Source organism: Acidiferrobacter thiooxydans, from assembly GCF_003333315.1.
In the GTDB taxonomy this organism is placed as follows: domain Bacteria; phylum Pseudomonadota; class Gammaproteobacteria; order Acidiferrobacterales; family Acidiferrobacteraceae; genus Acidiferrobacter; species Acidiferrobacter thiooxydans.
In genome coordinates this window covers 1042721-1064183 of record NZ_PSYR01000001.1, presented here as the reverse complement: position 1 = coordinate 1064183, position 21463 = coordinate 1042721, and the positions used below count along the sequence as shown (strand labels likewise).

At 66.6% G+C, this 21463-nt stretch carries 25 protein-coding genes; 4 read left to right on the top strand and 21 right to left on the bottom strand.

What is annotated here, in order from left to right; translation table 11 throughout:
* Window positions 1-30: 30 nt before the first annotated feature.
* Window positions 31-348: a lipoprotein gene (locus C4900_RS15950; protein ID WP_065971819.1), complete on the top strand. Its 318-nt coding sequence runs from the start codon at window positions 31-33 to the stop codon at window positions 346-348.
* 53 nt (window positions 349-401) lie between these two features.
* Entirely contained in the window at window positions 402-1892 is a 1491-nt protein-coding gene (xseA, locus tag C4900_RS05390; protein WP_170132418.1) for an exodeoxyribonuclease VII large subunit, read from the top strand.
* On the opposite strand, the gene der is transcribed toward xseA, so the two are convergent.
* The 19 genes from der to C4900_RS05295 form a co-directional block, all read right to left on the bottom strand.
* On the bottom strand, window positions 1883-3274 hold the full coding sequence (der, locus tag C4900_RS05385) for a ribosome biogenesis GTPase Der (protein WP_065971817.1): 1392 nt from the start codon (window positions 3272-3274) through the stop codon (window positions 1883-1885). The genes xseA and der overlap by 10 nt on opposite strands.
* Entirely contained in the window at window positions 3271-4443 is a 1173-nt protein-coding gene (gene bamB, locus C4900_RS05380) for an outer membrane protein assembly factor BamB (RefSeq protein WP_065971816.1), read from the bottom strand. Before bamB ends, der begins: the two co-directional genes overlap by 4 nt.
* The gene (locus C4900_RS05375) at window positions 4440-5072 is read right to left on the bottom strand and encodes a tetratricopeptide repeat protein (RefSeq protein WP_065971815.1); all 633 of its coding nucleotides are present in this window, start codon (window positions 5070-5072) and stop codon (window positions 4440-4442) included. The genes bamB and C4900_RS05375 overlap by 4 nt, the downstream gene beginning before the upstream one ends.
* Window positions 5062-6324: a histidine--tRNA ligase gene (gene hisS, locus C4900_RS05370; protein WP_065971814.1), complete on the bottom strand. Its 1263-nt coding sequence runs from the start codon at window positions 6322-6324 to the stop codon at window positions 5062-5064. Before hisS ends, C4900_RS05375 begins: the two co-directional genes overlap by 11 nt.
* A gap of 7 nt (window positions 6325-6331) precedes the next feature.
* Window positions 6332-7447 carry a flavodoxin-dependent (E)-4-hydroxy-3-methylbut-2-enyl-diphosphate synthase gene (gene ispG / locus C4900_RS05365; RefSeq protein ID WP_065971813.1) on the bottom strand — a complete coding sequence of 372 codons (1116 nt, stop codon included), beginning with the start codon at window positions 7445-7447 and terminating at the stop codon, window positions 6332-6334.
* Window positions 7448-7464: 17 nt separating this feature from the next.
* Window positions 7465-8535 (bottom strand): helix-turn-helix domain-containing protein, encoded by a 1071-nt coding sequence (locus tag C4900_RS05360; RefSeq protein WP_170132417.1) that lies wholly within the window; start codon window positions 8533-8535, stop codon window positions 7465-7467.
* The gene (gene pilW / locus C4900_RS05355) at window positions 8525-9289 is read right to left on the bottom strand and encodes a type IV pilus biogenesis/stability protein PilW (protein WP_065971811.1); all 765 of its coding nucleotides are present in this window, start codon (window positions 9287-9289) and stop codon (window positions 8525-8527) included. Before pilW ends, C4900_RS05360 begins: the two co-directional genes overlap by 11 nt.
* Window positions 9279-10370 carry a dual-specificity RNA methyltransferase RlmN gene (gene rlmN, locus C4900_RS05350; protein WP_065971835.1) on the bottom strand — a complete coding sequence of 364 codons (1092 nt, stop codon included), beginning with the start codon at window positions 10368-10370 and terminating at the stop codon, window positions 9279-9281. Before rlmN ends, pilW begins: the two co-directional genes overlap by 11 nt.
* Window positions 10371-10380: 10 nt before the next feature.
* The gene (ndk, locus tag C4900_RS05345; RefSeq protein WP_065971810.1) at window positions 10381-10812 is read right to left on the bottom strand and encodes a nucleoside-diphosphate kinase; all 432 of its coding nucleotides are present in this window, start codon (window positions 10810-10812) and stop codon (window positions 10381-10383) included.
* Between the two features lie 186 nt (window positions 10813-10998).
* Window positions 10999-11205: a Fe-S cluster assembly protein IscX gene (gene iscX, locus C4900_RS05340; RefSeq protein ID WP_211306779.1), complete on the bottom strand. Its 207-nt coding sequence runs from the start codon at window positions 11203-11205 to the stop codon at window positions 10999-11001.
* A gap of 13 nt (window positions 11206-11218) precedes the next feature.
* Window positions 11219-11560 carry an ISC system 2Fe-2S type ferredoxin gene (fdx, locus tag C4900_RS05335; RefSeq protein WP_065971808.1) on the bottom strand — a complete coding sequence of 114 codons (342 nt, stop codon included), beginning with the start codon at window positions 11558-11560 and terminating at the stop codon, window positions 11219-11221.
* Complete coding sequence (gene hscA, locus C4900_RS05330) at window positions 11560-13401, bottom strand: Fe-S protein assembly chaperone HscA (RefSeq protein ID WP_065971807.1); 1842 nt, start codon at window positions 13399-13401, stop codon at window positions 11560-11562. The genes fdx and hscA overlap by 1 nt, the downstream gene beginning before the upstream one ends.
* Entirely contained in the window at window positions 13402-13920 is a 519-nt protein-coding gene (gene hscB / locus C4900_RS05325) for a Fe-S protein assembly co-chaperone HscB (protein WP_065971806.1), read from the bottom strand.
* Window positions 13921-13936: 16 nt separating this feature from the next.
* Window positions 13937-14260, bottom strand: coding sequence for an iron-sulfur cluster assembly protein IscA (gene iscA, locus C4900_RS05320; protein ID WP_065971805.1), 324 nt, complete (start codon window positions 14258-14260; stop codon window positions 13937-13939).
* A 14-nt stretch (window positions 14261-14274) separates the two neighbouring features.
* Window positions 14275-14679 carry a Fe-S cluster assembly scaffold IscU gene (iscU, locus tag C4900_RS05315; RefSeq protein WP_065971804.1) on the bottom strand — a complete coding sequence of 135 codons (405 nt, stop codon included), beginning with the start codon at window positions 14677-14679 and terminating at the stop codon, window positions 14275-14277.
* Between the two features lie 27 nt (window positions 14680-14706).
* On the bottom strand, window positions 14707-15921 hold the full coding sequence (locus C4900_RS05310) for an IscS subfamily cysteine desulfurase (protein ID WP_065971803.1): 1215 nt from the start codon (window positions 15919-15921) through the stop codon (window positions 14707-14709).
* Window positions 15899-16402: a Fe-S cluster assembly transcriptional regulator IscR gene (iscR, locus tag C4900_RS05305; RefSeq protein ID WP_065971802.1), complete on the bottom strand. Its 504-nt coding sequence runs from the start codon at window positions 16400-16402 to the stop codon at window positions 15899-15901. Before iscR ends, C4900_RS05310 begins: the two co-directional genes overlap by 23 nt.
* Before the next feature lie 51 nt (window positions 16403-16453).
* Entirely contained in the window at window positions 16454-17275 is an 822-nt protein-coding gene (cysE, locus tag C4900_RS05300) for a serine O-acetyltransferase (RefSeq protein WP_065971801.1), read from the bottom strand.
* 31 nt (window positions 17276-17306) lie between these two features.
* Window positions 17307-18050, bottom strand: coding sequence for an RNA methyltransferase (locus tag C4900_RS05295; protein WP_065971800.1), 744 nt, complete (start codon window positions 18048-18050; stop codon window positions 17307-17309).
* Between the two features lie 111 nt (window positions 18051-18161).
* Here C4900_RS05295 and C4900_RS05290 point away from each other — a divergent pair, with 111 nt between their 5' ends.
* Window positions 18162-18956 carry an inositol monophosphatase family protein gene (locus C4900_RS05290; RefSeq protein ID WP_065971799.1) on the top strand — a complete coding sequence of 265 codons (795 nt, stop codon included), beginning with the start codon at window positions 18162-18164 and terminating at the stop codon, window positions 18954-18956.
* Window positions 18957-18995: 39 nt separating this feature from the next.
* Here the strand turns inward: C4900_RS05290 and C4900_RS05285 are convergent, their stop codons facing one another.
* On the bottom strand, window positions 18996-20339 hold the full coding sequence (locus C4900_RS05285) for a hypothetical protein (protein ID WP_114282535.1): 1344 nt from the start codon (window positions 20337-20339) through the stop codon (window positions 18996-18998).
* Window positions 20340-20464: 125 nt separating this feature from the next.
* Here C4900_RS05285 and fdxA point away from each other — a divergent pair, with 125 nt between their 5' ends.
* Window positions 20465-20788 carry a ferredoxin FdxA gene (gene fdxA / locus C4900_RS05280; protein WP_065970374.1) on the top strand — a complete coding sequence of 108 codons (324 nt, stop codon included), beginning with the start codon at window positions 20465-20467 and terminating at the stop codon, window positions 20786-20788.
* Window positions 20789-21059: 271 nt separating this feature from the next.
* On the opposite strand, the gene C4900_RS17525 is transcribed toward fdxA, so the two are convergent.
* Window positions 21060-21434, bottom strand: a complete 375-nt coding sequence (locus C4900_RS17525) for an Rsd/AlgQ family anti-sigma factor (protein WP_459178229.1) — start codon at window positions 21432-21434, stop codon at window positions 21060-21062.
* Between the last annotated feature and the right edge of the window lie 29 nt (window positions 21435-21463).

Here is a 21463-nt window from a genome sequence, read left to right as displayed (position 1 = left end):
CACTAACCCCATACCGATCAGGAGGAGCAAATGATGAAAAAAATCGCCCTTGCGGCCGTGTACGCGCTGGTATTGGCGGGCTGCGCGCACGTAACCACCCACCACGCCCCGCAAAGCGCGGTCGCCGCCGCGCGCCTGAAACAGGCCGATATCGCGGTCAAGGACGCCCGCGCCCACGGCGCGCTATGGCTCGCCACCCCGCACCTGCTCGCCGTAGCGCGCACGGCCGCCGCCAAGGGCAACTACGGCGCGGCGATCAAGGCCGCCAACATGGTCATCCTGCAATGCCAAACGGCCGAGCGCCAGGCCGCGGCCAACGCCCACGTCAAGCCCTATTATCCCCGTTGAGCCATAAGTGCCCCGGGTTCCCTGCCCGGGGCGTTCTAGGGTATGGTGCGGCGATGGAATCCGACAGCCCGCCATCCTACCGACAAGGCCTCCCCGTCTACACAGTGTCGCGTTTGAACCAGGAGGTCCGCGGCCTGCTCGAGGATCGATTGGGGCGCGTATGGGTCGAGGGCGAGATCGGCAACCTCTCGCAACCGTCCTCGGGCCACATCTATTTCACGCTGAAGGATGCGCGCGCCCAGGTGCGCTGTGCGTTGTTTCGCGGCGCACGGCGCGCGTGCTGCGCGGTCGCAGACGGCCTACAGGTGTTGGTATGCGCGCGCGTCAGCCTCTATGAGGGGCGCGGCGACTTCCAGCTCATCGTCGAACAGATGGAGGATGCCGGCGAAGGGGCCCTGCGTCGCGCCTTTGAGGCCCTAAAGCGCGCCCTCGCCGCCGAAGGGCTGTTTGATGCGCGCCACAAAAAGCCGCTCCCGGCGAGCGTGCGCCGTATCGGCGTCATCACCTCCCCCGACGGCGCCGTCTGGCACGACATCGTAACGACCTTGCGGCGCCGTTTCCCGGCGATCGCCGTGCTGCTCTATCCGGTGCCGGTCCAGGGACGGGACGCGGGAACGGCCATCGCGCGCATGCTCGATCTCGCCAACGAGCGACGTGAATGCGATGTCTTGTTGCTCGCCCGGGGCGGCGGCTCGCTGGAGGATCTCTGGTGTTTCAACGAGGAGATCGTGGCGCGCGCCATCTTCCGTTCCCAGCTGCCAGTGGTCGCCGGCATCGGGCACGAGACCGACACCACCATCGCCGACTGGGTGGCGGACCTGCGCGCCCCCACGCCCACCGCCGCCGCGGAACTCCTGAGCCCCGACCAGGTATTGTGGCGCCGCCGCCACGCCGAGGCGCGCAACCGGCTCCAGAGGCTCCTGGAACGGACGCTTCGTGAACGCCTGCAGCGGTTCGATGATCTGAAACGGCGGCTCATCGCCCAGCCCGTGCGCGGCCTCCCGGAAAGACGCCTGACGGTGGCCGCCCTCGCCCGCCGACTGATCATGGCGCTGCCCGCCTACCCGGCCCGCGCACGCGCCCGACTGCTGGCCCTCAGTCAACGCCTGGAGCGGCGCTCGCCTACGGCGCGGCTCAACGCCTACCGCCTCCGCGCAGTACCCCTGCCCGGGCGGCTCGCCGCCGCGATCCGCGCTGCCCTGCGCGCCCGTGAATCGCGGCTTACGCGCCTCAATGACCGGCTGCGGGGGCACCCACCGGATCGGCTGTGGGAGCGCCTCATGGTCCGCCACGGTCTTCTGAAAGACCGGCTGCTGCGCGCCATGCGGGAGGCCTTGAAGACCCGCGGCGAGCGCGTGGCCCTACTCGACCGGGCCCTGACCCTGACCGGACCGCCGGCGGTGCTGAATCGCGGTTATGCGATCGTCACGGATACTCACGGGCGGGTGGTGCGCGCGGCGCACACGTGTCCCCCGGGGACCACCCTGCACGTGCGCCTGGCGGCCGGCGAACTCATCGTCGAGGTCAAGGCGATTCAGCCGTAGTGGGCCTTGCGAAACCGCTTCAAGCGGCGCCTCTTGGCCTCGGTACGCGCACTCGGTGCCTTGCCCGGGCGATTGGCAAACGGATTGTCCCCCTCGCGAAACTCGATCTCCACGGGCGTGCCCTCGAGGCGAAAGTGCTCGCGTATGCGCTGCGCGAGATAACGCCGCCAGGCATCCGGTGTCTCCGCCACGAGGTTGCCATGCACGATCACGCGCGGAGGGTACTTGCCGCCCTGGTGGGCGAACTTAGGCTTGATGCGTCGGCCGCGCACCATGGGCGGGGCGGTGGCGGCGATCGCCTCTCTCAGGACGCGGTTCAGCTCCGGAGTCGGCAGAATGCGGCCGCCCGAGCGATAGGCGCGCTCCATGGCCGGAAACAGCGGCCCGATGTGCAATCCCTCGAGCGCCGAGATGAAATGCGGCGACGCAAACGACAGAAACGGCAAGCGGCGCGCCAGTTCCCGGCGGATCCAGTCGCGGCGCGCGCTATCGAGACCCTCCCACTTGTTGACTGCAAGCACCAGCGAGCGACCCTGGGCCAGGATATGGCCGGCGAGCGTCACGTCTTGCTCGCTCACCTCCTCGCGGGCATCGAACACGAGCAGCACGACCTGCGCCTCGTCGACCGCCTGCAGGGTCTTGGCCACGCTATGACGCTCGAGCGGATCGGTAATATGGCTGCGACGGCGCACCCCGGCGGTGTCGATGAGGATGTAGTCCTTGCCGTCACGCGTAAATGGGATGTAAATGCTGTCGCGCGTGGTCCCCGGCCGATCCGACACCACTACCCGCTCCTCCCCCAACAGGGCATTGGCGAGCGTGCTCTTGCCGACATTGGGGCGCCCGGCCAGGGCGATGCGCATGCCCCCGGTCGGCGCCTCCGCGGTCGGCGCCGGGAACCCGGCCAATACCGCGGTCATGAGCTCATCGAGCCCGCGGTTATGCGTGGCGGCGATGGCGTAGGGCCTGCCGAGACCCAGGGCATGGAATTCCGCCACCGCCACCTCGGGTTCCACGCCCTCGGTCTTGTTCACGGCCAGACAGATGCGCCGATTGAGGGTGCGAATCTGGTCTGCGATCAGGAAATCGTCGGGATTCGGGCCGTCGCGACCGTCGACCACGCAGACGACGACATCGGCCTCGGCCAGCGCCAGTCGCGTCTGAGACGCCACCAGGGTCGCGAGCGGGTCGTGGTCGCGCACGATGCCACCGGTGTCGACTACCAGATATGAGCGCCCGCCGACCCGGCCCTCCCCGTATTGTCGATCACGGGTAAGACCGGGCAGATCGGCGACCAACGCCTGGCGCGAGCGCGTAAGCGCATTGAAAAGCGTGGACTTGCCGACGTTGGGCCGCCCGACAAGAACCACTACCGGCTTCATGGCCGGATGGGTCGGAACGTAAGCGCTGTCAGTCGTCCGGTGGTAGTGAGCACAAAGACATAGGAGCCACCCTTATGCCCGCCGACCGACGCCACGAGCGGGGCTGCGCGTATCGCCCCTTCGCCGACGCGCTTACGCGCCACCAGTTCACCCGTGCGCCGCGACAGCCACTGCGTATATCCGGCGAGATCGCCTACCACTACGGCCGGGCCCGCCAGGGCCGGACTGCCAAGCCGGCGATTCAAAAAGGCCTTCTGTGCCCACAAGGTCCCGCCGCTGGCATTGGCGAGCGCCATGACACGACTATGCGCAGTCACCACATAAAGCGCCTGGCCGCCTAAGGCCATGCTGCGGTATGACGACAGTGGCCGGCCCCAGAGGATGCGTCCCGAGTGCGCCGCCAAGGCCGCGACCGCCCCGTGGTAACCGTCGGCATACACGATGTTCTGCGCATAGATCGGGTGCGCCAGATCGATGAGTCGCTCCACAGCATCGCCGCCGCGCGGCTGCGCCACCGCGCTCGTCCACACGCGCTCGCCGTTTCTGGCCCGTAGCGCCACCAGCTCGCCGTTGGCGTAGCCCTCGTAGAGTATGCCGGCGGCGTATGTCGGGCGCGCCGTCAGAAAGAGCGTCAACGCCGGATGCGTGTGCGCCGCCATCCACAACCGACGGCCATGGCTGAGACCGAAGGCCGTGACATGGCCGTCAAGCGAGGCGACATAGACGCCATGGGGCGCGATCACCGGTGCCGCCACGACCTCACTCGGGGCCTGCGCGGTCCACGCGTTCGCCCCGGTATCGGCCTTCAAGGCCAGTACCCGCCCGCGTCGCGTGGCCACCACCACCAACCCCTGCCCGGCCGCGGCGCCCGCCGTGATCTGCGCCTTCAGGTGCCGGTGCCAGAGCATGTGACCGTTACGCGCCTTGTAGGCGGCGACCACTCCGTTTTCGTTGGCCACAAAGATCGTGCCGCCGACTTGCGCCGGACGCAAGACGAGATCATAGCCGCCGGTACCGTTACCGGTATCGTGCGACCAGACGCGCGTCACCTTGAGGCGCGCATGAAAGGGTTTGAGTTTGGCCGGCGGAGCCACATTGCGTGCGCTGCTAAAAAGCCCGCAGCCGCCAAGCAGCCCCGCCGCTGCGAGGATCGCAAGCAGGCGCTTCATGATGCTGCCCGCAATTGCGCCTGCTCGCGCCGCCACAAGGCGGTCACGGCCGATTTCTTCGGCGCACCCTTCAAGGCCTCACCATAGGCCGCCAGTGCCTGCCGTTTGTGCCCCTCGCGCGCCAGGATCTCGGCCTGCAGTCCGAGCGCCATGGACTTGAACCCGTAGGGCTTGGCGATATGGGCATAGCGCCATGCCTTGTGCGGATGCCCGAGCGCCAACAACAGGCTGCCCAGGCGCAGGCGCGCGGTCGTGCGTACGCTCCACTGGCGGGCCTTATGCGCCGCGAACTTGAGTGCGGCGATGGCCGCCGCGGTCTCATTTTTTTCATAGGCAAGACGCGCCAGCAGCAAGGCCGCCTGGCCGGCATAAGGCGTCGACGCGTAACTGCTCTCGAGCTTATGACCGGCGGCCGTGGCGAGACCAAAGCGCATCTGGCTTGCCGCGTTCAGGACCTCCTCGTACAGCGCCCCGGCCAGGATCCGCTGCCGCGCTTCGTAGTGGCGGTAATAGAAAACCCCGCCCACGGCAAGCGCCGCCGCGATTACGCCATAAACGATGACGCGCCCATATTTACGCCAAAATTCCTTGATATCTCCCAACTCATCGTGCGCCCAATCATTCGCCATCGATCTTTGCTTTCGCCCCCACAATCTGTGAAATCCGTGCCACGGCCTCGGCCCACGTCACGATACCCTCGCCCTTCGCGGCCCCCGCCTGGACGATGGCCACCCGCGCCTCGTCTTGCGCCTCCACGATCACGCGCGCCCCGCAGTCACGGGCCCGTTTCATCTGGCTCTTGGCGCTGGCCCCGGCAAGATGGGTCTCTACGGTCAGGCCCGCATCACGCAGACCCTCGGCCAGCACCAGGGCCCGCAGCTGGCAAGACACGTTCGTCATGATGAACACATCGAGCACAGGCGGCGCCGGCAGGCGCGTGACGAGGGCCACCAAGCGCTCCATGCCGATCGCAAAGCCGACCGCCGACGTGGGGGCCCCGCCGAGCTCCGACACCAGTCCGTCGTAGCGGCCGCCGGCGATCACCGTCGCCTGCGCCAACGTCTCGTGCGGCGTCCATTCGAAGACCGTGTGCGTATAGTAGTCGAGCCCGCGCACCAGTCGCGGCGCGACCTCGAATGCCACACCCAATGCCGTCAGATAGTCCTGCAAGGCCACGAAGTGCGATCGTGACTCCGCGCTCCAGTAATCGGCGATGGTCGGCGCCTCGGCCAACAGCGCCGCCATGTCAGGGTTCTTGCTGTCTAGCACCCGCAACGGATTGCGCTCCAGGCGCCTTAGGCTGTCGTCATCGAGCCGATCACGATGCGCCGCGAGATAATGCACCAGGGCCTCACGATAGCGTTCCCGGCATTCGCGCGTCCCCAGGGAATTCACGAGCAGGCGCGCCTTCACCCCGAGCTGCGCCAATACCCGTGCCCCGAGCGCGATGACCTCGGCCTCTATGGCCGGGCCGGCCATGCCATAGGCCTCCACACCCCACTGATGGAATTGCCGGTAGCGCCCCTTCTGGGGCCGCTCGTGACGGAACATCGGCCCCTGATACCATAAGCGCTGCGCCTGATTATGGAACAGCCCCCCTTCGATACCGGCGCGCACGCAACCGGCGGTGCCCTCCGGGCGCAGGCTCAGGCTGTCGCCACTGCGGTCGGTGAAGGTGTACATCTCCTTCTCGACGATGTCTGTAACCTCACCCACGGCGCGCGCATACAGCTCGGTACGCTCCAGAATCGGTAGCCGGATCTCGCGAAAGCCATAGGCATCCATGAGCGTACGCAGGCCGTCCTCGACCGCCCTCCAGCGCACCGCATCCGTGGGCAACAACGGGGCAACGCCGCGTACCCCGGCGATTTGACCGGTCAATGCCGCCTCACGACAAGGCCTTGATCGGGATCACCGGCGCCGATGCCGCGCGCCGTTTCAGCTCCTCGCGCACCGCCCGCTCGAGGGTATCGACCAGTTCCTCGTTGCTGACCTTGCTGTGTGGCTTGCCGTCCTTGTAGAGCAGGTTGGGCGACCCGCCGGCAAGCCCTACCTGCACCTCCTTGGCCTCCCCGGGTCCGTTCACGACGCACCCTATGACCGCCACGTCGATCGACTCCTGGATATCCTCCAGGCGCGCCTCCAGGGCATTCACGGTCGCAATGACGTCGAACTCCTGGCGCGAGCATGACGGACAGGCAATGAGATTCACCCCCTTCTTGCGCAACCCCAGGCTCTTCAATATCTCGAAGCCGACCTTCACCTCTTCGACGGGATCGGCGGCCAACGAGACGCGTAGCGTGTCGCCTATACCCTCGGCGAGCAGCATGCCAAGGCCGATCGCCGATTTGACCGTCCCCCCACGCAGGGCCCCGGCCTCGGTGATGCCAAGATGCAACGGCTGCTCGGTCAAGGTTGCCATCTTGCGGTAGGCGGCCACTCCCATCGCGATATTCGAGGCCTTGAGGCTCACCTTGTAGTCCCGGAAGTTCAGACGCTCGAGGATCTCCATATGCCGTAACGCCGACTCGACGAGCGCGTCGGCATTGGGTTCGCCGTATTTCTTTTGAAGCTCCTTCTCGAGGGAGCCCGCGTTCACCCCGATCCGTATGCAGATGCCGCGATCGCGCGCCGCCTCGACCACCTGGCGCACGCGATCCTCCCGTCCGATATTGCCGGGATTGATACGCAGGCAATCCGCGCCGAGCTTGGCCACCTCGAGCGCGATGCGATAGTCGAAATGGATATCCGTCACGAGCGCCACGTCCACGGCCTTGCGAATCTCCGCAAACGCCTGCGCCGCCTCCATGGTCGGTATCGACACGCGGACTATGTCGGCGCCGGCGGCCACGAGGCGCTGGATCTGGGCCACGGTCGCCGCGACGTCGCAGGTCTCGGTGTTGGTCATGCTCTGTACGCTGATCGGGGCATCGCCCCCCACCGCCACTTGGCCCACATGGATCATGCGGCTCTTGCGACGGGTAATCCCGGTGGTCTCGTGCATAAGGTTCTGATCCCGTTTTAAGGGTCGACTGTGACCCGCAAATTCCGTCCCCGGTGCGCCCTTGGCAGGGCGATCGCGTGGCCGCCGACAGTGACCGCCACTCCCCGGCTGCGGCTCAAGGTCAACCGGAACGGGGCGCGCCCCATGAGGGTGACGGCGTGACCGACCGCGATGCGGCCTGCCATCAGCCGCACACCGCGTGCATCACGTACCGAAACCCGTACCGGGGCATCACTGGCACTGATCCGCAGCCCGACATAGTGATGTCCCTGCGGCAAGCTTACCAATCCTCCGGGGCTCGGTACAGCAATGGGTGACCGAGAGACGCCCGTGGACACCGACGGCCGCTCGGGGGCCACCTGCCGATGAGCCGGGGCGGCAGCCCCCTTACCGATGGCGGCCGGCGCCGGCGAGCGCCCAGTCGGCGCCGTCACCGACGCCGGCCCATGAGGAGCGATGGCGGCCTGGGCCACTATCGCAGGCGGAATCGGCGCAGGGGTTGGCCGCGGGCGCGGATACGGCGTCCGGGATACCGCCGCGGGCGGCGACGGCCGGTGGCCGGCAGGCGCGCCCAGGGGGAAGGTACGCAGCTCCCCGCTGCGGTTGCGCATCGCGGTGAGGTTTGTGAGCCGCGGCGGGAGTACGCCGGTCACGGGCGCCGTCGCCGGTGAGGGTGCCGGCGCGACAACGTGCTTGTGCCTGTGTGCATGCCAGACCACGACCCCGGCCACGACCGCCACCAGAAACAGTCCGTAAAGAACGGGCCCGAGACGCATGCGCGGGGCCGGCGCCGGCCCATGCCCCGCCGGCAATGGCGGCGGCCCTCCTTCGTCCGAGGCGCGCGCCTTGGCGAATTCCTGCGGGTCGAGTCCGAGCAGCTGGGCATAATTGCGCAGATAGCCGCGGATGTAGGCCGCCGGTGGCAGGTCCTCGCGCCGACCGCTTTCAAGGGCCACGATCTGGCTTGGCGACAGCCGCAGGCGTTGCGCGACCTGCTCCACCGACCACCCCGCGCGCTCGCGCGCCGCACGCAATCTCGCCCCGGGACTGACCGGGGCCTCACCGTTCGCCGCGCCCTCAATGTCCACCGAGCCGGCCCTCACGCTGCCACTGCACGACCGTTTGCGCCTCACGGCTATGGCGATAGCCCTCGAGCAGGCGCGTTGCGCAGTAATGGATGAACCTGGTATCCCCCAAAGCCTGCCCGATACGAACCCCGAGGAACAGGGCGTGCGCACTGCGTGCGCGCGCCAGGTATTGCGCAAGATCGCCCTTGGCGCGCGCATATTCCCGATGCTCATAGCGAATACGCGCCAGATAGTAATAGGGAGCGGCAAGCTCCGGGGCCAGGGCCTGGGCGCGATGGAAATAATGAATGGCCGCCTTCTCGTTGGGGACTTTCAGGAGACACACGGCCATGTTGAGGTCGGCGAGCTGCGGTGTCGGATACAGCGGCGAGTGCAGCGCCGCCCGAAAGTGCTTGAGGCCCTCGGCGACATGGCCGGTCCCACACAAAAACGCCCCATAGTTGTTCTGCAGGCTACCATCGCTTGGGTGATGTGCAAGCCCACGACGAAAGTAGCGCTGCGCCTTGACCGGCTCGCGCAGCCGCTCCTCGACCAGCGCCATGGCGTTATCGGCCGGGCCATCAGTGGGGTCCAGGGCCAAGGCATGCGCAAGCTCGTTACGCGCAAGCCCCAATTGCCCCTGACGCATGTAGCCGACCCCAAGCGCGGTCCGCAACTGCACGAGCTTGTGGGTTTGCGGCGAAAGCCGCGGGGCGCTCGCGCATCCCGCCAGGACCGCCATCCCGAGTATCGCCGCGACGACGCTAAGACGCATGGATGGGCACGACCCGCCGGGTCCGTTCCTTCACGACGCCCGCGAGCTGCCCGCAGGCGGCGCGTATGCTATCGCCGCGCGTACGGCGCGTGACGGCCACGAGCCCCGCGGCCAGCAGGATGTCGCGGAAGCGGTCTATCACCGCATCCGACGACCGCTCGAAGGACGTCCCGGGGAACGGGTTGAAAGGGATGAGATTGACCTTGGCAGGCACCGTTCGCAGGAGACACGCCAATGCCCGGGCGTGCGCACTGCTGTCGTTGACCCCCGCGAGCATCGCGTACTCGAAGGTCACGCGCCGGCGCGCATCGTGGGCCACATAGCGCCGGCAGGCGCCCAGCAGCTCCGCGATCCGGTACTTCTTGTTGAGCGGCACGAGCTTGTCGCGCAAGGCATCATCCGGGGCGTGCAAAGACACCGCGAGGCTCACGGGCGCCACCTCCTGGAGGCGGTCGAGGGCTGGCACGACACCGGCCGTGCTCACCGTCACGCGCCGTCGCGACAGCCCGTAACCCAGGTCATCCAGCAGGATGCGGATCGCCGGACCGACCTCTTTCAGGTTCAGGAGCGGCTCGCCCATGCCCATGAACACCACATTCGAGATCACGCGCTCGGGGCTGTGGCGCTCACTGCGCAGCCGGTGCTCGGCAAACCAGACCTGGCCCACGATCTCGGCGGCTGTGAGATTGCGATTGAACCCCTGCTGGGCGGTCGCGCAGAACGCGCAATCGAGCGCGCAACCGACTTGCGAGGAGATGCACAAGGTATTGCGCTCGGCCTCGGGGATGAATACGGTCTCGATGGCATTGCCGTCGGCGAGGCGCAAGACCCACTTGCGCGTACCGTCCTCGGAGAGATGCTCGCTCGCCATCTCCGGGATCGTCACCACCGCGGACGCGGCGAGTCGCGCCGCCAAGGCCTTACCGATATTGCTCATGGCCGCGAAATCGGTGACCCCGCGTTGGTGCAACCAGGGAAGGATCTGCTGGGCGCGGAACGCGCGCTCTCCCATCGCCACGATGTGCGCCTCGAGTGCGGCGCGATCGAGGCCGAGCAGATTGACGGGCTGGGCAGCGGTCAGATCATCCTCCCTAGCGGGTACGCGGACAGATATCGGTGTCGGCGAAGAAGTAGCTGATCTCGGCACGCGCCGTGTCCGGGCCGTCGGACCCATGCACGGCGTTCTCATCGATACTCGCCGCGAAATCCGCACGTATGGTCCCGGCGGCCGCCGCCTTGGGGTTGGTCGCACCCATGACCTCGCGGTTCTTGGCGACGGCATTCTCGCCCTCGAGCACCTGGATCATGACCGGACCCGAGCTCATGAAGGCCACCAGGTCATTGAAGAACGGTCGGCCCTTATGCACCGCATAGAAGCCCTCGGCCTGCGCCCGCGTCAGATGCATCATCCGCGCGGCCACGATGCGCAGACCGGCCTTCTCGAAGCGATCATAGATGGCCCCGATGGCATTCTTGCCCACGGCGTCCGGTTTCACGATAGAGAGCGTGCGTTCAATGGCCATGCCTGTTCCTTAGAGTGAAGGGGTCCATACCGAAATCGGCGCATTCTAACGCCTTGACGGCGGCACGGCAATTTCCGTGGACCGGCGACGCGCTGGCGGCGCCTCAGGCGGATGATGGCGGGTTCTAGGCCCCCGCGGCAAGACAGGCGGCCTCATGCCGCCGCGTGCCGAAACGGCCCCTATGGGCTAATCGGAGTCGGCCTCCTCGATCCATGCCATCTGGATCGCCTCGAGGAGCTTTTCCCCGGAGCGCTGGGCCTCGTCTGTGAAATCGTCCAGGTCGAGGACCCAGCGATGCAGGTCCGTGTAGCGAACGTAGCGCGGGTCGATCTCGGGATGCCGCTCGCGCAAAAGGATGGCAATTTCTTCGGCATCGCTCCACTTCAGGCCCATGCGTCTTCCTCCGTCAATGGCCTTCCGACACCATATTAATGGTGTATTTTGGTATTTCGATGACCAGCGCCGTCTCCTTGGGGATTTTGGCCTGGCAGCTCAAACGCGAATCCGGCTCGAGGCCCCAGGCCTTATCGAGCAGATCCTCCTCCTTATCGGAGGCCGGGCCAAGCGCCTCGTAACCCTCGCGCACGAGCACATGGCAGGTCGTGCACGCGCAGGCCTTCTCGCAGGCATGTTCGATGGGAATTCCGGCGCGCAGCAAGGCATCGCAGATACTCATGCCTTCCGGGCCTTCGATATCAGCCCCCTGCGGACAGATCTCGGCATGCGGCAACACCCGGATCCGCGGCATCACCGAAACTCCGTGACCGAGCGGCCCTTCATCGCCCGCTCGAGCCCGGCATCCATGCGGCGCGCGGCGAAGGCCGCGCTCGCGCGATCGAGCGCAGTGATGGCCTCGCGTATGCGCTGCGCATCCCCCCCATCGCGGGCCGCCTTCAGGGCCGCCATGTGCCCGGTGATGAGCTCCCGTTCCCCGGCCGCCAGCAGATCGGGGTCGGCAGCGAGCGCCGCGGCCACGGCCTCCATCATGCGATCGGCCTCGACCTGCTGTTCGCGCAAGGCACGCGCCACGGCATCCGACTCGGCGCTTGCGATGGAATCCTTCAGCATGCGCTCGATCTCGGCATCCGATAACCCGAACGAAGGCTTGACGGTCACCGCGCTTTCGACACCCGAGATCGTCTCGCGCGCCGTGACGCTCAACAGGCCGTCGGCATCCACCTGAAAGGTCACGCGGATGCGCGCGGCGCCCGCCACCATGGGTGGGATGCCGCGCAACTCGAAACGCGCCAACGAGCGGCAATCACTCACCAGATCGCGTTCGCCCTGGACGACATGGATGGCAAGCGCGCCCTGCCCGTCCTTGTAGGTCGTGAACTCCTGGGCGCGCGACGCCGGGATTGGCGAGTTCCGGGGGATGATCTTTTCGCTAAGCCCCCCCATGATCTCAATGCCCAGCGACAGCGGGATCACATCCAGCAGTAGCATATCCGCAGCGCCGGCATTGCCGGCCAGAAGATCGGCCTGGCGCGCCGCCCCGACTGCGACCACGCGGTCGGGATCGATGTCATGCAAGGGGGTCTTGCGAAACAGTGTGCCGACCCGCTCGCGAACCCGAGGGGTACGGGTAGCACCGCCCACCAGCACCACGGCACCGACGTCGGCGATCTTGACGCCTGCGTCCTTCAATACCCGGCGACAGGCGACGAGCGTACGCTCGATCAAGGGATCGATGGCCTGATCAAGATCGGCACGCGTCAGTTCCCCCGAGTAGATCGGCTGGGCGTCGATCACAGTCTTGGTCTCGGTGGTCAGGCGCTCACGGGCGCTACGCGCCAGCCGCAAAAGCCGGCGTCGCTCCGTGGGCGTGCCCGGCCGCGCACCGCGTGCCGTCCACAGCGCCACCACCGCGGCATCCATGTCATCGCCCCCCAGGGCCGCATCTCCGCCGGTGGCCAGGACCTCGAACACCCCCTGCGAGAGCCGCAAGAGCGATACGTCGAAGGTGCCGCCTCCGAGATCATAGATGCAATAGAGCCCCTCGGGATTGCGATCGAGGCCATAGGCCACGGCCGCCGCCGTGGGTTCATTCAAAAGCCGCAGGACCTCGATGCCGGCCAGTCGCGCGGCGTCCTTGGTCGCCTGGCGCTGGGCCTCGTCGAAATAGGCGGGCACCGTGATGACCGCCCCCGAAAGCGCGCCACCGAGGGTCTCCTCCAGGCGCGCCTTGAGGGTCGCAAGCACATGCGCCGACACCTCCACCGGCGTCTTGGCGCCGGCCGCGGTCTCGATGCGCACCATCCCTTCCGTGCCGGCCGCGAGCCGATAGGGACTTTCGGGGATGTCGTCCCGCCCGCGGCCCATGAGCCGCTTGACAGACGCGATGGTATTCAGAGGGTCTGTAGTCTCGGCGTCCTGCGCCTCGCGTCCGACGGTCACGCGACCATCTTCATGGAATCGCACCACAGAGGGCAGCAGCACCTCGCCTGCGGCATCAGGCAGAACCACCACTTGGCCGTCGCGCACGGTGGCGATGAGCGAGTTCGTGGTGCCAAGATCGATCCCGGCGACGAACTTCCGCGAATGAGGGGTCGGCGATTGCCCGGGCTCGCTGATCTGAAGCAAGGCCATCTACGGGACCTCGGTTACGGCGTCATCAAGCTCCTTTAGGAAGCGCTCGAGGAACTGCAACTCGCGCACGAGTCCGCGCGCCTCATCCAGGGCGGCGGCATCCCCGCGCCTCAAGGCGGCGGCCAGCCGCGCTTCCTTGCCCTTACGGCTCGCCGCTACCTCGTCGGCCAGCGCGGTGACCTCGCCTACGCGTCCCGCCCCTTCTTCCAGGCGTTCGCGCCAGGCCATCTGTTCCATCAGAAAGTCCCCATCCATGACCGTATCGGTCTCCTCATCCGTCGAAACCCCGCGTAGCGCCAGCAAGTGACGGGCGCGCGCGACCGGGTCGCGCAGGACCTTCATACCATCGTTCAGGTCGGCACTCATCGCCACCGCGCGCCTGCGTTCCTCGCTCGTAGCCTGAGCATAGCGATCCGGATGCCAGATGCGGATACGCTCCCGGTGGCGGGCGGCAAGATCGCCGGGATCGATGTCGAATTGCGCCGGCAGGCCGAACAACTCAAAATAATTACGCACCATACCGGACCCCGTGAGACTAGACGCTGAAGCTCTCGCCACAGCCGCACGTCTCCTTCTGATTAGGGTTCTGGAACCGGAACCCCTCGTTCAAGCCTTCGCGGGTATAATCGAGGACCGTGCCATCGAGGTAGACAAGGCTCTTCGGATCCACCAGCACCTTGACCCCGTGGCTCTCGAAGACGCTATCCTCGGGGGCTACCTGATCGGCGTACTCCAAGACATAAGCCATCCCCGAACAGCCGCTGGTGCGTACGCCCAGGCGCAGCCCCGCGCCGTGCCCGCGCTTATCCAACGAGCGCCGTACATGCTGCGCGGCATTTTCGGTCAGTGTGACCGCCATAGCCCCACCCTCCCCTAGGCTGCGTTGACGTTCTCGTCTTTGCCGGTCTTTTTGCGATAGTCAGCGATCGCCGCCTTGATGGCGTCCTCCGCCAGTACCGAACAATGGATCTTGACCGGTGGCAACGCCAATTCCTCGGCAATGTCGGTGTTCTTGATCTGCCCCGCCTCTTCCAGGGTCTTACCCTTGACCCATTCGGTGAGCAGCGAACTCGAGGCGATGGCGCTCCCGCAACCATAGGTCTTGAAGCGCGCCTCTTCGATCACGCCCTGATCGTTGACGCGGATCTGGAGTTTCATCACGTCCCCGCATGCCGGCGCGCCTACCATGCCGGTACCTATCGTAGGATCGGCCTTGTCGAATGAACCGACGTTGCGTGGGTTCTCATAGTGATCCAATACCTTGCTTCCGTATGCCATAATCTATCTCCCGTACTCAAACCAAACCTAATGGGCGGCCCACTGCACAGAATTCAAGTCGACTCCGTCTTTGTACATCTCCCACAAGGGGGAGAGCTCGCGTAGCCGACCGATCTTGTCGTGCAACAGCCGTATCGTATACTCCACGTCCTCTTCAGTCGTAAACCGCCCCATCGTGAACCGGATGGAGCTATGCGCGAGCTCGTCGTTGCGTCCCAGCGCGCGCAACACATAAGAGGGCTCGAGGCTTGCCGAGGTGCACGCCGATCCCGACGAAACCGCGAGCTCCTTCAGAGCCATGATCAGCGACTCGCCCTCGACGAAATTGAAACTGATGTTGAGATTGCCGGGGATGCGGTGCTCGAGGTCACCGTTCACATACACCTCCTCGATGTCGGAGAGACCCTCGAGCAGGCGCGCGCGCAACCGCTTGAGGCGCGCCGCCTCGGCCTCCATCTCCTCGCGCGCGAGCCGGAAGGCCTCGCCCATGCCCACGATCTGATGGGTGGCGAGCGTCCCCGAACGCATCCCGCGCTCATGACCTCCGCCATGCATCTGCGCCTCGAGACGCACCCGCGGCTTGCGCCGCACATAAAGCGCCCCTATCCCCTTGGGCCCATAGACCTTGTGCGCGCTCAGCGACATCAGGTCGACACCCAATGCCGAGACGTCGATCGGTATCTTGCCGGCACTTTGCGCGGCATCGCTATGAAAGAGGATACCGCGCGGCTTTACGATACGACTGATGGCACCGAGATCCTGGATCACACCGATCTCGTTATTCACATGCATCACCGATACGAGGATGGTGTCCTTGCGCAGCGCCGCCTCGAGCTTGGCCAGGTCCAGCAGGCCATTGGGCTCGGGATCCAGGTACGTGACCTCGAAACCCTCCCGCTCCAACTGGCGCGCAGTATCGAGGATCGCCTTGTGTTCGGTCTTGACCGTAACGATATGACGGCCCTTGCTCTGGTAGAAGTGCGCCACGCCTTTCAGGGCCAGGTTATCCGACTCCGTGGCCCCGGAGGTCCAGACGATCTCCTTGGGGTCTGCGTGGATCAAGGCCGCGACCTCGCCACGCGCCCGCTCCACGGCCTTCTCCGCCTCCCAACCGAAGGCATGCGAGCGCGACGCCGGGTTCCCAAAGTCGCCCTCCATGGTGAGGTAGCGACACATGACCTCCGCCACCCGCGGATCCACCGGGGTGGTCGCCGAATAATCAAGATAGATCGGCTTTCTCATACTTGCTCCCATTCCCGCTTCCGTTTATCGGCAATCCGGCCTTGGGCCGCTTGGCCTGACGCATCACCACCTCCTGCACCTCGGGTTCCGATACCAAGGTCGCGAGCGTGATGCCGTCTAAAAACTCGTAGATCCGCCGGCTGAGCTCCGTCCACAGCTGGTGGGTAAGGCATCGCTCCTCGCCATGGCAATTCTCCTCGCCGCCACAGCGGGTGGCATCGATATTCTCGTTGATGGCCATCACGATCTGCGCCACCGAGATCCGTGCCGCCGGCAACGCCAGGCTGTAGCCGCCCCCCGGACCGCGCACGCTCGCCACCAGCCCCTTGCGCCGCAACTTCGCAAACAGCTGCTCGAGATACGAAAGGGATATCCCCTGCCGGGCCGCGATATCCGCCAACGCCACCGTGTCGTGATGTTGATGCACGGCCAGATCGAGCATGGCGGTGACCGCGTAGCGTCCCTTGGTTGTCAGTTTCATAAGGCCCTCAGGGCATCATTTCCTGGGGCTACAATGCCATACCATAGCAATTTAGTCAACTATTGTCCGCCCGGAATCCTGTCGAGACGCGGTCCCATCATCCCCAGACACCCGGCCGTCGCCACGCTCCGCCGCCTCTTCGCTGGGCGCGCTCAGCGGCACCCCGGCCTGGCGCAACTCCTCGCATAGCTGCTCCATACGCCGGTCAACGCCCTCCAGGTGATCCAGGACGCGATCGATGGCCTGCGCGACCGGATCGGGCATCTGGGCGGCCTGACCATAGGCCTCGAAGCCGATGCGCTGGGCCAGTGCCGCCCGCGACCGCTCGCGCGCCCCGCGCTTGACCACCACGCGGCCCGGGATACCCACCACCGTGGCACCCGCCGGAACGTCCTTCACCACTACCGAGTTCGATCCTATGCGCGCCCCGTCGCCGACCGTGATCGGTCCCAGGACCTTGGCCCCGGCCCCGACCACGACGTTGTTGCCGAGCGTCGGATGGCGCTTCTCGCGCTGCCAACTCGTGCCGCCGAGCGTGACCCCCTGGTACAAGGTGCAATCATCGCCCACCTCGGCGGTCTCCCCGATGACCACCCCCAACCCGTGGTCTATGAAAAACCGCCGCCCGATCCGCGCCCCGGGATGGATCTCGATCCCGGTCAGGAAGCGCGACAATCGCGCGACCGCCTGCGCCGTCCAGCGCCACCCGTGGCGCCACAGACCATGGGCGACCCTGTGTAAGGCCAGGGCATGCACGCCCGGGTACAGCGTGGCGATGTCAAACCACGATCGCGCCGCTGGATCGCGCGCGAAGATGCTGGCAAAATACCCCTTGGCGATCGGTTGTGCCTGATCGGCTCGCGTCTTCTCCATGGCCTCATTAGGCCTTTTCCTACTAATTTTGTCAAGTATTATCCGGGCCAGACGCGCCCTTGCGCGGGGGATACGGGTGCTGGACGGCGTTCAGGATGCCGCGCAGGATCTGGAGTTCATTGTCGTCGGGGTGGGCGCGCCGGAACAGTCGCGTCAGTCGGCGCATGAGCTTGCGGGGATGGCGCTCATTCAGGAAGCCGATGTCGGTGATGACCTGCTCCAGGTGCCCGAGAAAGCGGTTGAAGGCCTCTTGCGGGGCCGGGCGATGGTCGGGCTGGGGGATCGGCACCGCCCCCTGGACGCTACAGCGGATCTCGTAACAGAGGATCTGCACCGCCGCCGCCAGGTTCAGCGAGGCAAAGCCCGGGTCGACGGGAATCTGCACGAGGGCATGGGCATAGTCCACCTCCTCGTTGGTGAGTCCGGTGCGCTCGGCCCCGAACAAAAGCCCCACCGGACCCGAGCGCGCGTGCCCGCATAAGGTGGCGGCCGCCTCCCGGGCATCGAGAGGCGGCAGGGCAATGGTGCGCGCGCGGGCGCTGGTGGCGGCCACGAATACGCAATCGGCGACCGCGGCGCTCACATCGGCGACCACGGCCGCCGCCGCCAGGACATCGTCGGCGCCGGCCGCGCGCGCCACCGCCTCCTCGGCCGGGAAGCGCTGCGGGGCCACCAGCACGAGGTTTTTCAGGCCCATGTTTTTCATGGCGCGCGCGCACGCCCCGATGTTGCCAGGGTGTTGCGGCCGCACCAGGATGATACGGATATCCGGCATACTCACGACAAATAACCCCCGCGCCTGCCCTAGCCGCCATGGGCCGGGTTCATCCCGCCTTTTACACGCCGCCGCGCCCCGCTACAATGCTTGCCTTTTCCGGGAGCCGCCATGCACCCCATGCTGAATACCGCCGTCAAGGCCGCACGTCGCGCCGGGACGGTCATCGTCCGCGCCCTGCCCGATATAGACCGTCTGCGTATCGAGACCAAGAGCCGCCATGACTTCGTGACCGAGGTCGACCGCCGCGCCGAGGAACTCATCATCGAGACCTTGAAGGCGGCCTACCCCGATCACGGCATCCTTGCCGAGGAGAGCGGCGCGGCCGCCGGCAACGAGTGGGAATGGGTCATAGACCCGCTCGACGGGACCACGAACTTCCTCCATGGCTTTCCACAATTCGCGGTATCCATCGCGTTGCGCCGTCGCGGTCGTCTCGAGCAGGCCGTGGTGTTCGACCCGCTGCGCGACGAACTGTTCACGGCCACCCGCGGCGAGGGCGCGCAGCTGAACGATCGGCGCATCCGCGTAAGCCGCGTGGCGGACTTCGACTCGGCGCTCCTTGGTACCGGCTTCCCGTTCCGGGCGAGCGACTCGGTGGCACAATGGGTACGCTTGTTCGAGCGCGTGGCGTGCTGCACGAGCGGGGTGCGGCGCGCCGGGTCGGCGGCCCTGGATCTGGCCTATGTGGCCTGCGGCCGTCTGGACGGTTTTTGGGAGACCGGCCTCAAGCCTTGGGATATCGCCGCCGGGGCATTGCTCGTACGCGAGGCCGGCGGCCTTGCAAGCGATCTCTTCACCGAAGGCGATCCGCTCGATAGCGGTAATATCCTGGCGGCCAATCCGCGCGTCTATGGCCACATGCGCGCGGCCTTCGCCGATATCGTGCATCCGGAGGGCGATTAGGCGACGCAGGCCCGGAGATCGCCGGCGCCCGCACCCCTTTTAAGGCAGGGCCAGGCGCGCCCCTCGCGTCTCGACGGTAAGCGCGCTTGCGGCCCTGTCCGGCTGCTGCGGCGGGGCCGACGCCGGCGAGGCCGCGAACGCCGCGCGCCGCGGGGCGATCCGCAGAACCGCCTCGGTCTGCGCCTCGGCGAGTACGGCCACGCCGATGGCATACTCGCGTGGGCGCGCGCGCTTCAACCAACGCACGGTAGCCGCCAGCCATTGGCCGCTCCCGGAAGGATCCTTAACACCGATCCAGGTCCCGGGGGCGGGCGGAGGTCCCTCGAGGCCCTGACAGCTGAGCCACAGACCTGACCGTCCGGCATCGCGGATGGTCCAGGTCGTCACGCGTGGCAGGCCGGCACCCCGCCCGTTTACGGCCGTCGCCTCCTCCCGGCCCCACGGCACGTCCAGATCGACGAAACCGTGGCGAAGCTGGTCGTGGGCCCGTAGCCGTCGCAGACTGGCAAGACCCTGGCAGACGAGGCGTTCGCCGCGCAGCGGCACGCGCAAGGAGCGTCGCCGCACCCCCGGGCGCCAGGTCTCGCCCAGGCTTGCACAAAGCCGCAAGGCGAGGTCCGGCAGCACGCGCGCGGCGAGCCGTGGCGGCAGCGGCCGGTGCGCACGGATATCGTCCCGCAATCGTGCCAGTTCCGACAACACCGCGCCGGTATCCAGGTATAACGAGGCCTCGCTATCCGCCGGCTCCGCGACCCTGTCGGCCTCCGGGACAATGGCAAACCCGGCTGTTTCATTCAACACGGCCCGCTCACCGACCTCGGCGATGAGCTCGCAGACCGCATCGATGCCCCCTTCCGGCAGTGCGTAGGGGTCCGACAGGCCCATGAGCAGGACATTGACATAGAGACGCTCCAACCCGAGCGTCGGGGCACCGGCCGCCTGGAATAGGGTATGGATACGCCGCCAGAGTCCAGGCGGGGCCGGCACATAGGCGCGGTAGGCCGCGCGCAGGACCTCCGAGAGCCCACTGATCGCGCCCGCCACGGCCATGCGTCGCTCATCAGCTGGCAACTCCGGGGTGAGCGCCATCTGATATCCCTGGGCCATCTCGGAATGCAGCGTGGTGGCCAATCCGGCCACGGCACCCGTATTGCCGGGACGCGCAAGCACGGCGGTGAGATCTGCCGCCGAACGCGTATAGTGGCGCAGAAGCGTGATGCGCGTGACCGGGTCGAGGAGTGTCGCGTTCAGCGCGCGCACCGATTGCCCAAGGAGCGCCAATGCCCGCCCGGGTTCGGCGGTCGGCAGCGCATCGATCCACGCCTTGAGGCGCCGCTCGCGCCACGGCAGCCACCGCCCTTGCCGCCCCTCGATCACGTCCATTGGTGAGGATCCTTTGGTAGCAGACTGCACCATAGTATCCACGGGTCCCACAAAACCGCAAGCGCGCGGAGTTTCCTGGGACCACGGCTTCGCCTAATATGGCGGCTTTTGGGAGGATCAGCGTCATGACCTATGTGGTCACCGAGAACTGCATCAAGTGCAAATACACAGACTGCGTAGAGGTCTGCCCGGTCGATTGTTTTCGGGAGGGCCCCAACTTTCTCGTGATCGACCCCGACGAATGCATCGACTGCACATTATGCGTCCCGGAATGCCCCGTCGGCGCGATCTTCTCAGAAGATGAGATCCCCGAGGAGCAACGCGATTTCATCGCCCTGAACGCCGAACTCGCCAGGGCCTGGCCTGTCATCCTGGAAAAGAAAGACCCGCCGGCGGATGCCGCGCAATGGGACGGAGTAAAAGGGAAGCGCGACCAACTCGAGAAGTAGCGAGGCGGGCCGCCGTACGGGACCGGCGCCAGCGCCCATGGTCCCGTACGGGGCACTCGCCCTAAGCGCCGGATGCGATCCGATCCATCCCGCCATTGATCGCCTGCTGGCAGGCCGAGACCCAACGACAGACGCGCATCACGGCGCTCGCCGGGTACAACCCCGCGCACCCGTCGGCAGGCCGTGACCGGCCCCGCCGTCGGCGGCGCGCACAGGGGGCGCTACGCGTCTTGTGGCACGATGCGGCCGGTATCGCCCGCGAGTGCGGCGATCAACCGATCCTCGAGCTCGATGCGCGTCGCCAGGGCCTCGCCCAATGCCGAGAGATCCGCCGCGAGGTCGGCGGCCTGAGCGCGATCACCGAGGTGGGCGTACTTGTCGTTGAAGCGAATGGCGATCTGCGTACAGGTCTCGATACGCCCATAGATCTCGCCCCCAGCGTCACCACCGCCCGGCGGCGCTCACGGCCATCGACGAGGTGTTGGTACAAGGAAAAATGGGCGGCCGCCATGTAATCCACAAGGATCTGGCAGAAGGCCTGGAGTACGCCATCCCCGACTGCCTCGCCGGCGAAGGGGTCGAGGCCCGCGACCCGGCAGAAAAGCACCAGCATCTCACGACGCTCGGCGAGTAATCGTTCGATCATGCCGCGCCCGGCTGCCCGCCGGTCCACAA

Excerpts from the sequence above, each read along its gene's own strand:
- iscR (WP_065971802.1), bottom strand. The coding sequence starts at position 16,402 with ATGAAACTGACAACCAAGGGACGCTACGCGGTCACCGCCATGCTCGAT.
- C4900_RS15950 (WP_065971819.1), top strand. The coding sequence starts at position 31 with ATGATGAAAAAAATCGCCCTTGCGGCCGTGTACGCGCTGGTATTGGCG.
- bamB (WP_065971816.1), bottom strand. The coding sequence starts at position 4,443 with ATGAAGCGCCTGCTTGCGATCCTCGCAGCGGCGGGGCTGCTTGGCGGC.
- pilW (WP_065971811.1), bottom strand. The coding sequence starts at position 9,289 with ATGCGTCTTAGCGTCGTCGCGGCGATACTCGGGATGGCGGTCCTGGCG.
- ispG (WP_065971813.1), bottom strand. The coding sequence starts at position 7,447 with ATGCACGAGACCACCGGGATTACCCGTCGCAAGAGCCGCATGATCCAT.
- der (WP_065971817.1), bottom strand. The coding sequence starts at position 3,274 with ATGAAGCCGGTAGTGGTTCTTGTCGGGCGGCCCAACGTCGGCAAGTCC.
- C4900_RS17525 (WP_459178229.1), bottom strand. The coding sequence starts at position 21,434 with ATGATCGAACGATTACTCGCCGAGCGTCGTGAGATGCTGGTGCTTTTC.
- fdx (WP_065971808.1), bottom strand. The coding sequence starts at position 11,560 with ATGCCGCGGATCCGGGTGTTGCCGCATGCCGAGATCTGTCCGCAGGGG.
- iscU (WP_065971804.1), bottom strand. The coding sequence starts at position 14,679 with ATGGCATACGGAAGCAAGGTATTGGATCACTATGAGAACCCACGCAAC.
- C4900_RS05310 (WP_065971803.1), bottom strand. The coding sequence starts at position 15,921 with ATGAGAAAGCCGATCTATCTTGATTATTCGGCGACCACCCCGGTGGAT.
- C4900_RS05375 (WP_065971815.1), bottom strand. The coding sequence starts at position 5,072 with ATGGCGAATGATTGGGCGCACGATGAGTTGGGAGATATCAAGGAATTT.
- xseA (WP_170132418.1), top strand. The coding sequence starts at position 402 with ATGGAATCCGACAGCCCGCCATCCTACCGACAAGGCCTCCCCGTCTAC.
- C4900_RS05290 (WP_065971799.1), top strand. The coding sequence starts at position 18,162 with ATGCACCCCATGCTGAATACCGCCGTCAAGGCCGCACGTCGCGCCGGG.
- hscA (WP_065971807.1), bottom strand. The coding sequence starts at position 13,401 with ATGGCCTTGCTTCAGATCAGCGAGCCCGGGCAATCGCCGACCCCTCAT.
- fdxA (WP_065970374.1), top strand. The coding sequence starts at position 20,465 with ATGACCTATGTGGTCACCGAGAACTGCATCAAGTGCAAATACACAGAC.
- C4900_RS05295 (WP_065971800.1), bottom strand. The coding sequence starts at position 18,050 with ATGCCGGATATCCGTATCATCCTGGTGCGGCCGCAACACCCTGGCAAC.
- iscX (WP_211306779.1), bottom strand. The coding sequence starts at position 11,205 with ATGGGCCTGAAGTGGAGCGATGCCGAAGAAATTGCCATCCTTTTGCGC.
- ndk (WP_065971810.1), bottom strand. The coding sequence starts at position 10,812 with ATGGCCATTGAACGCACGCTCTCTATCGTGAAACCGGACGCCGTGGGC.
- C4900_RS05285 (WP_114282535.1), bottom strand. The coding sequence starts at position 20,339 with ATGGACGTGATCGAGGGGCGGCAAGGGCGGTGGCTGCCGTGGCGCGAG.
- hscB (WP_065971806.1), bottom strand. The coding sequence starts at position 13,920 with ATGGTGCGTAATTATTTTGAGTTGTTCGGCCTGCCGGCGCAATTCGAC.
- iscA (WP_065971805.1), bottom strand. The coding sequence starts at position 14,260 with ATGGCGGTCACACTGACCGAAAATGCCGCGCAGCATGTACGGCGCTCG.
- cysE (WP_065971801.1), bottom strand. The coding sequence starts at position 17,275 with ATGGAGAAGACGCGAGCCGATCAGGCACAACCGATCGCCAAGGGGTAT.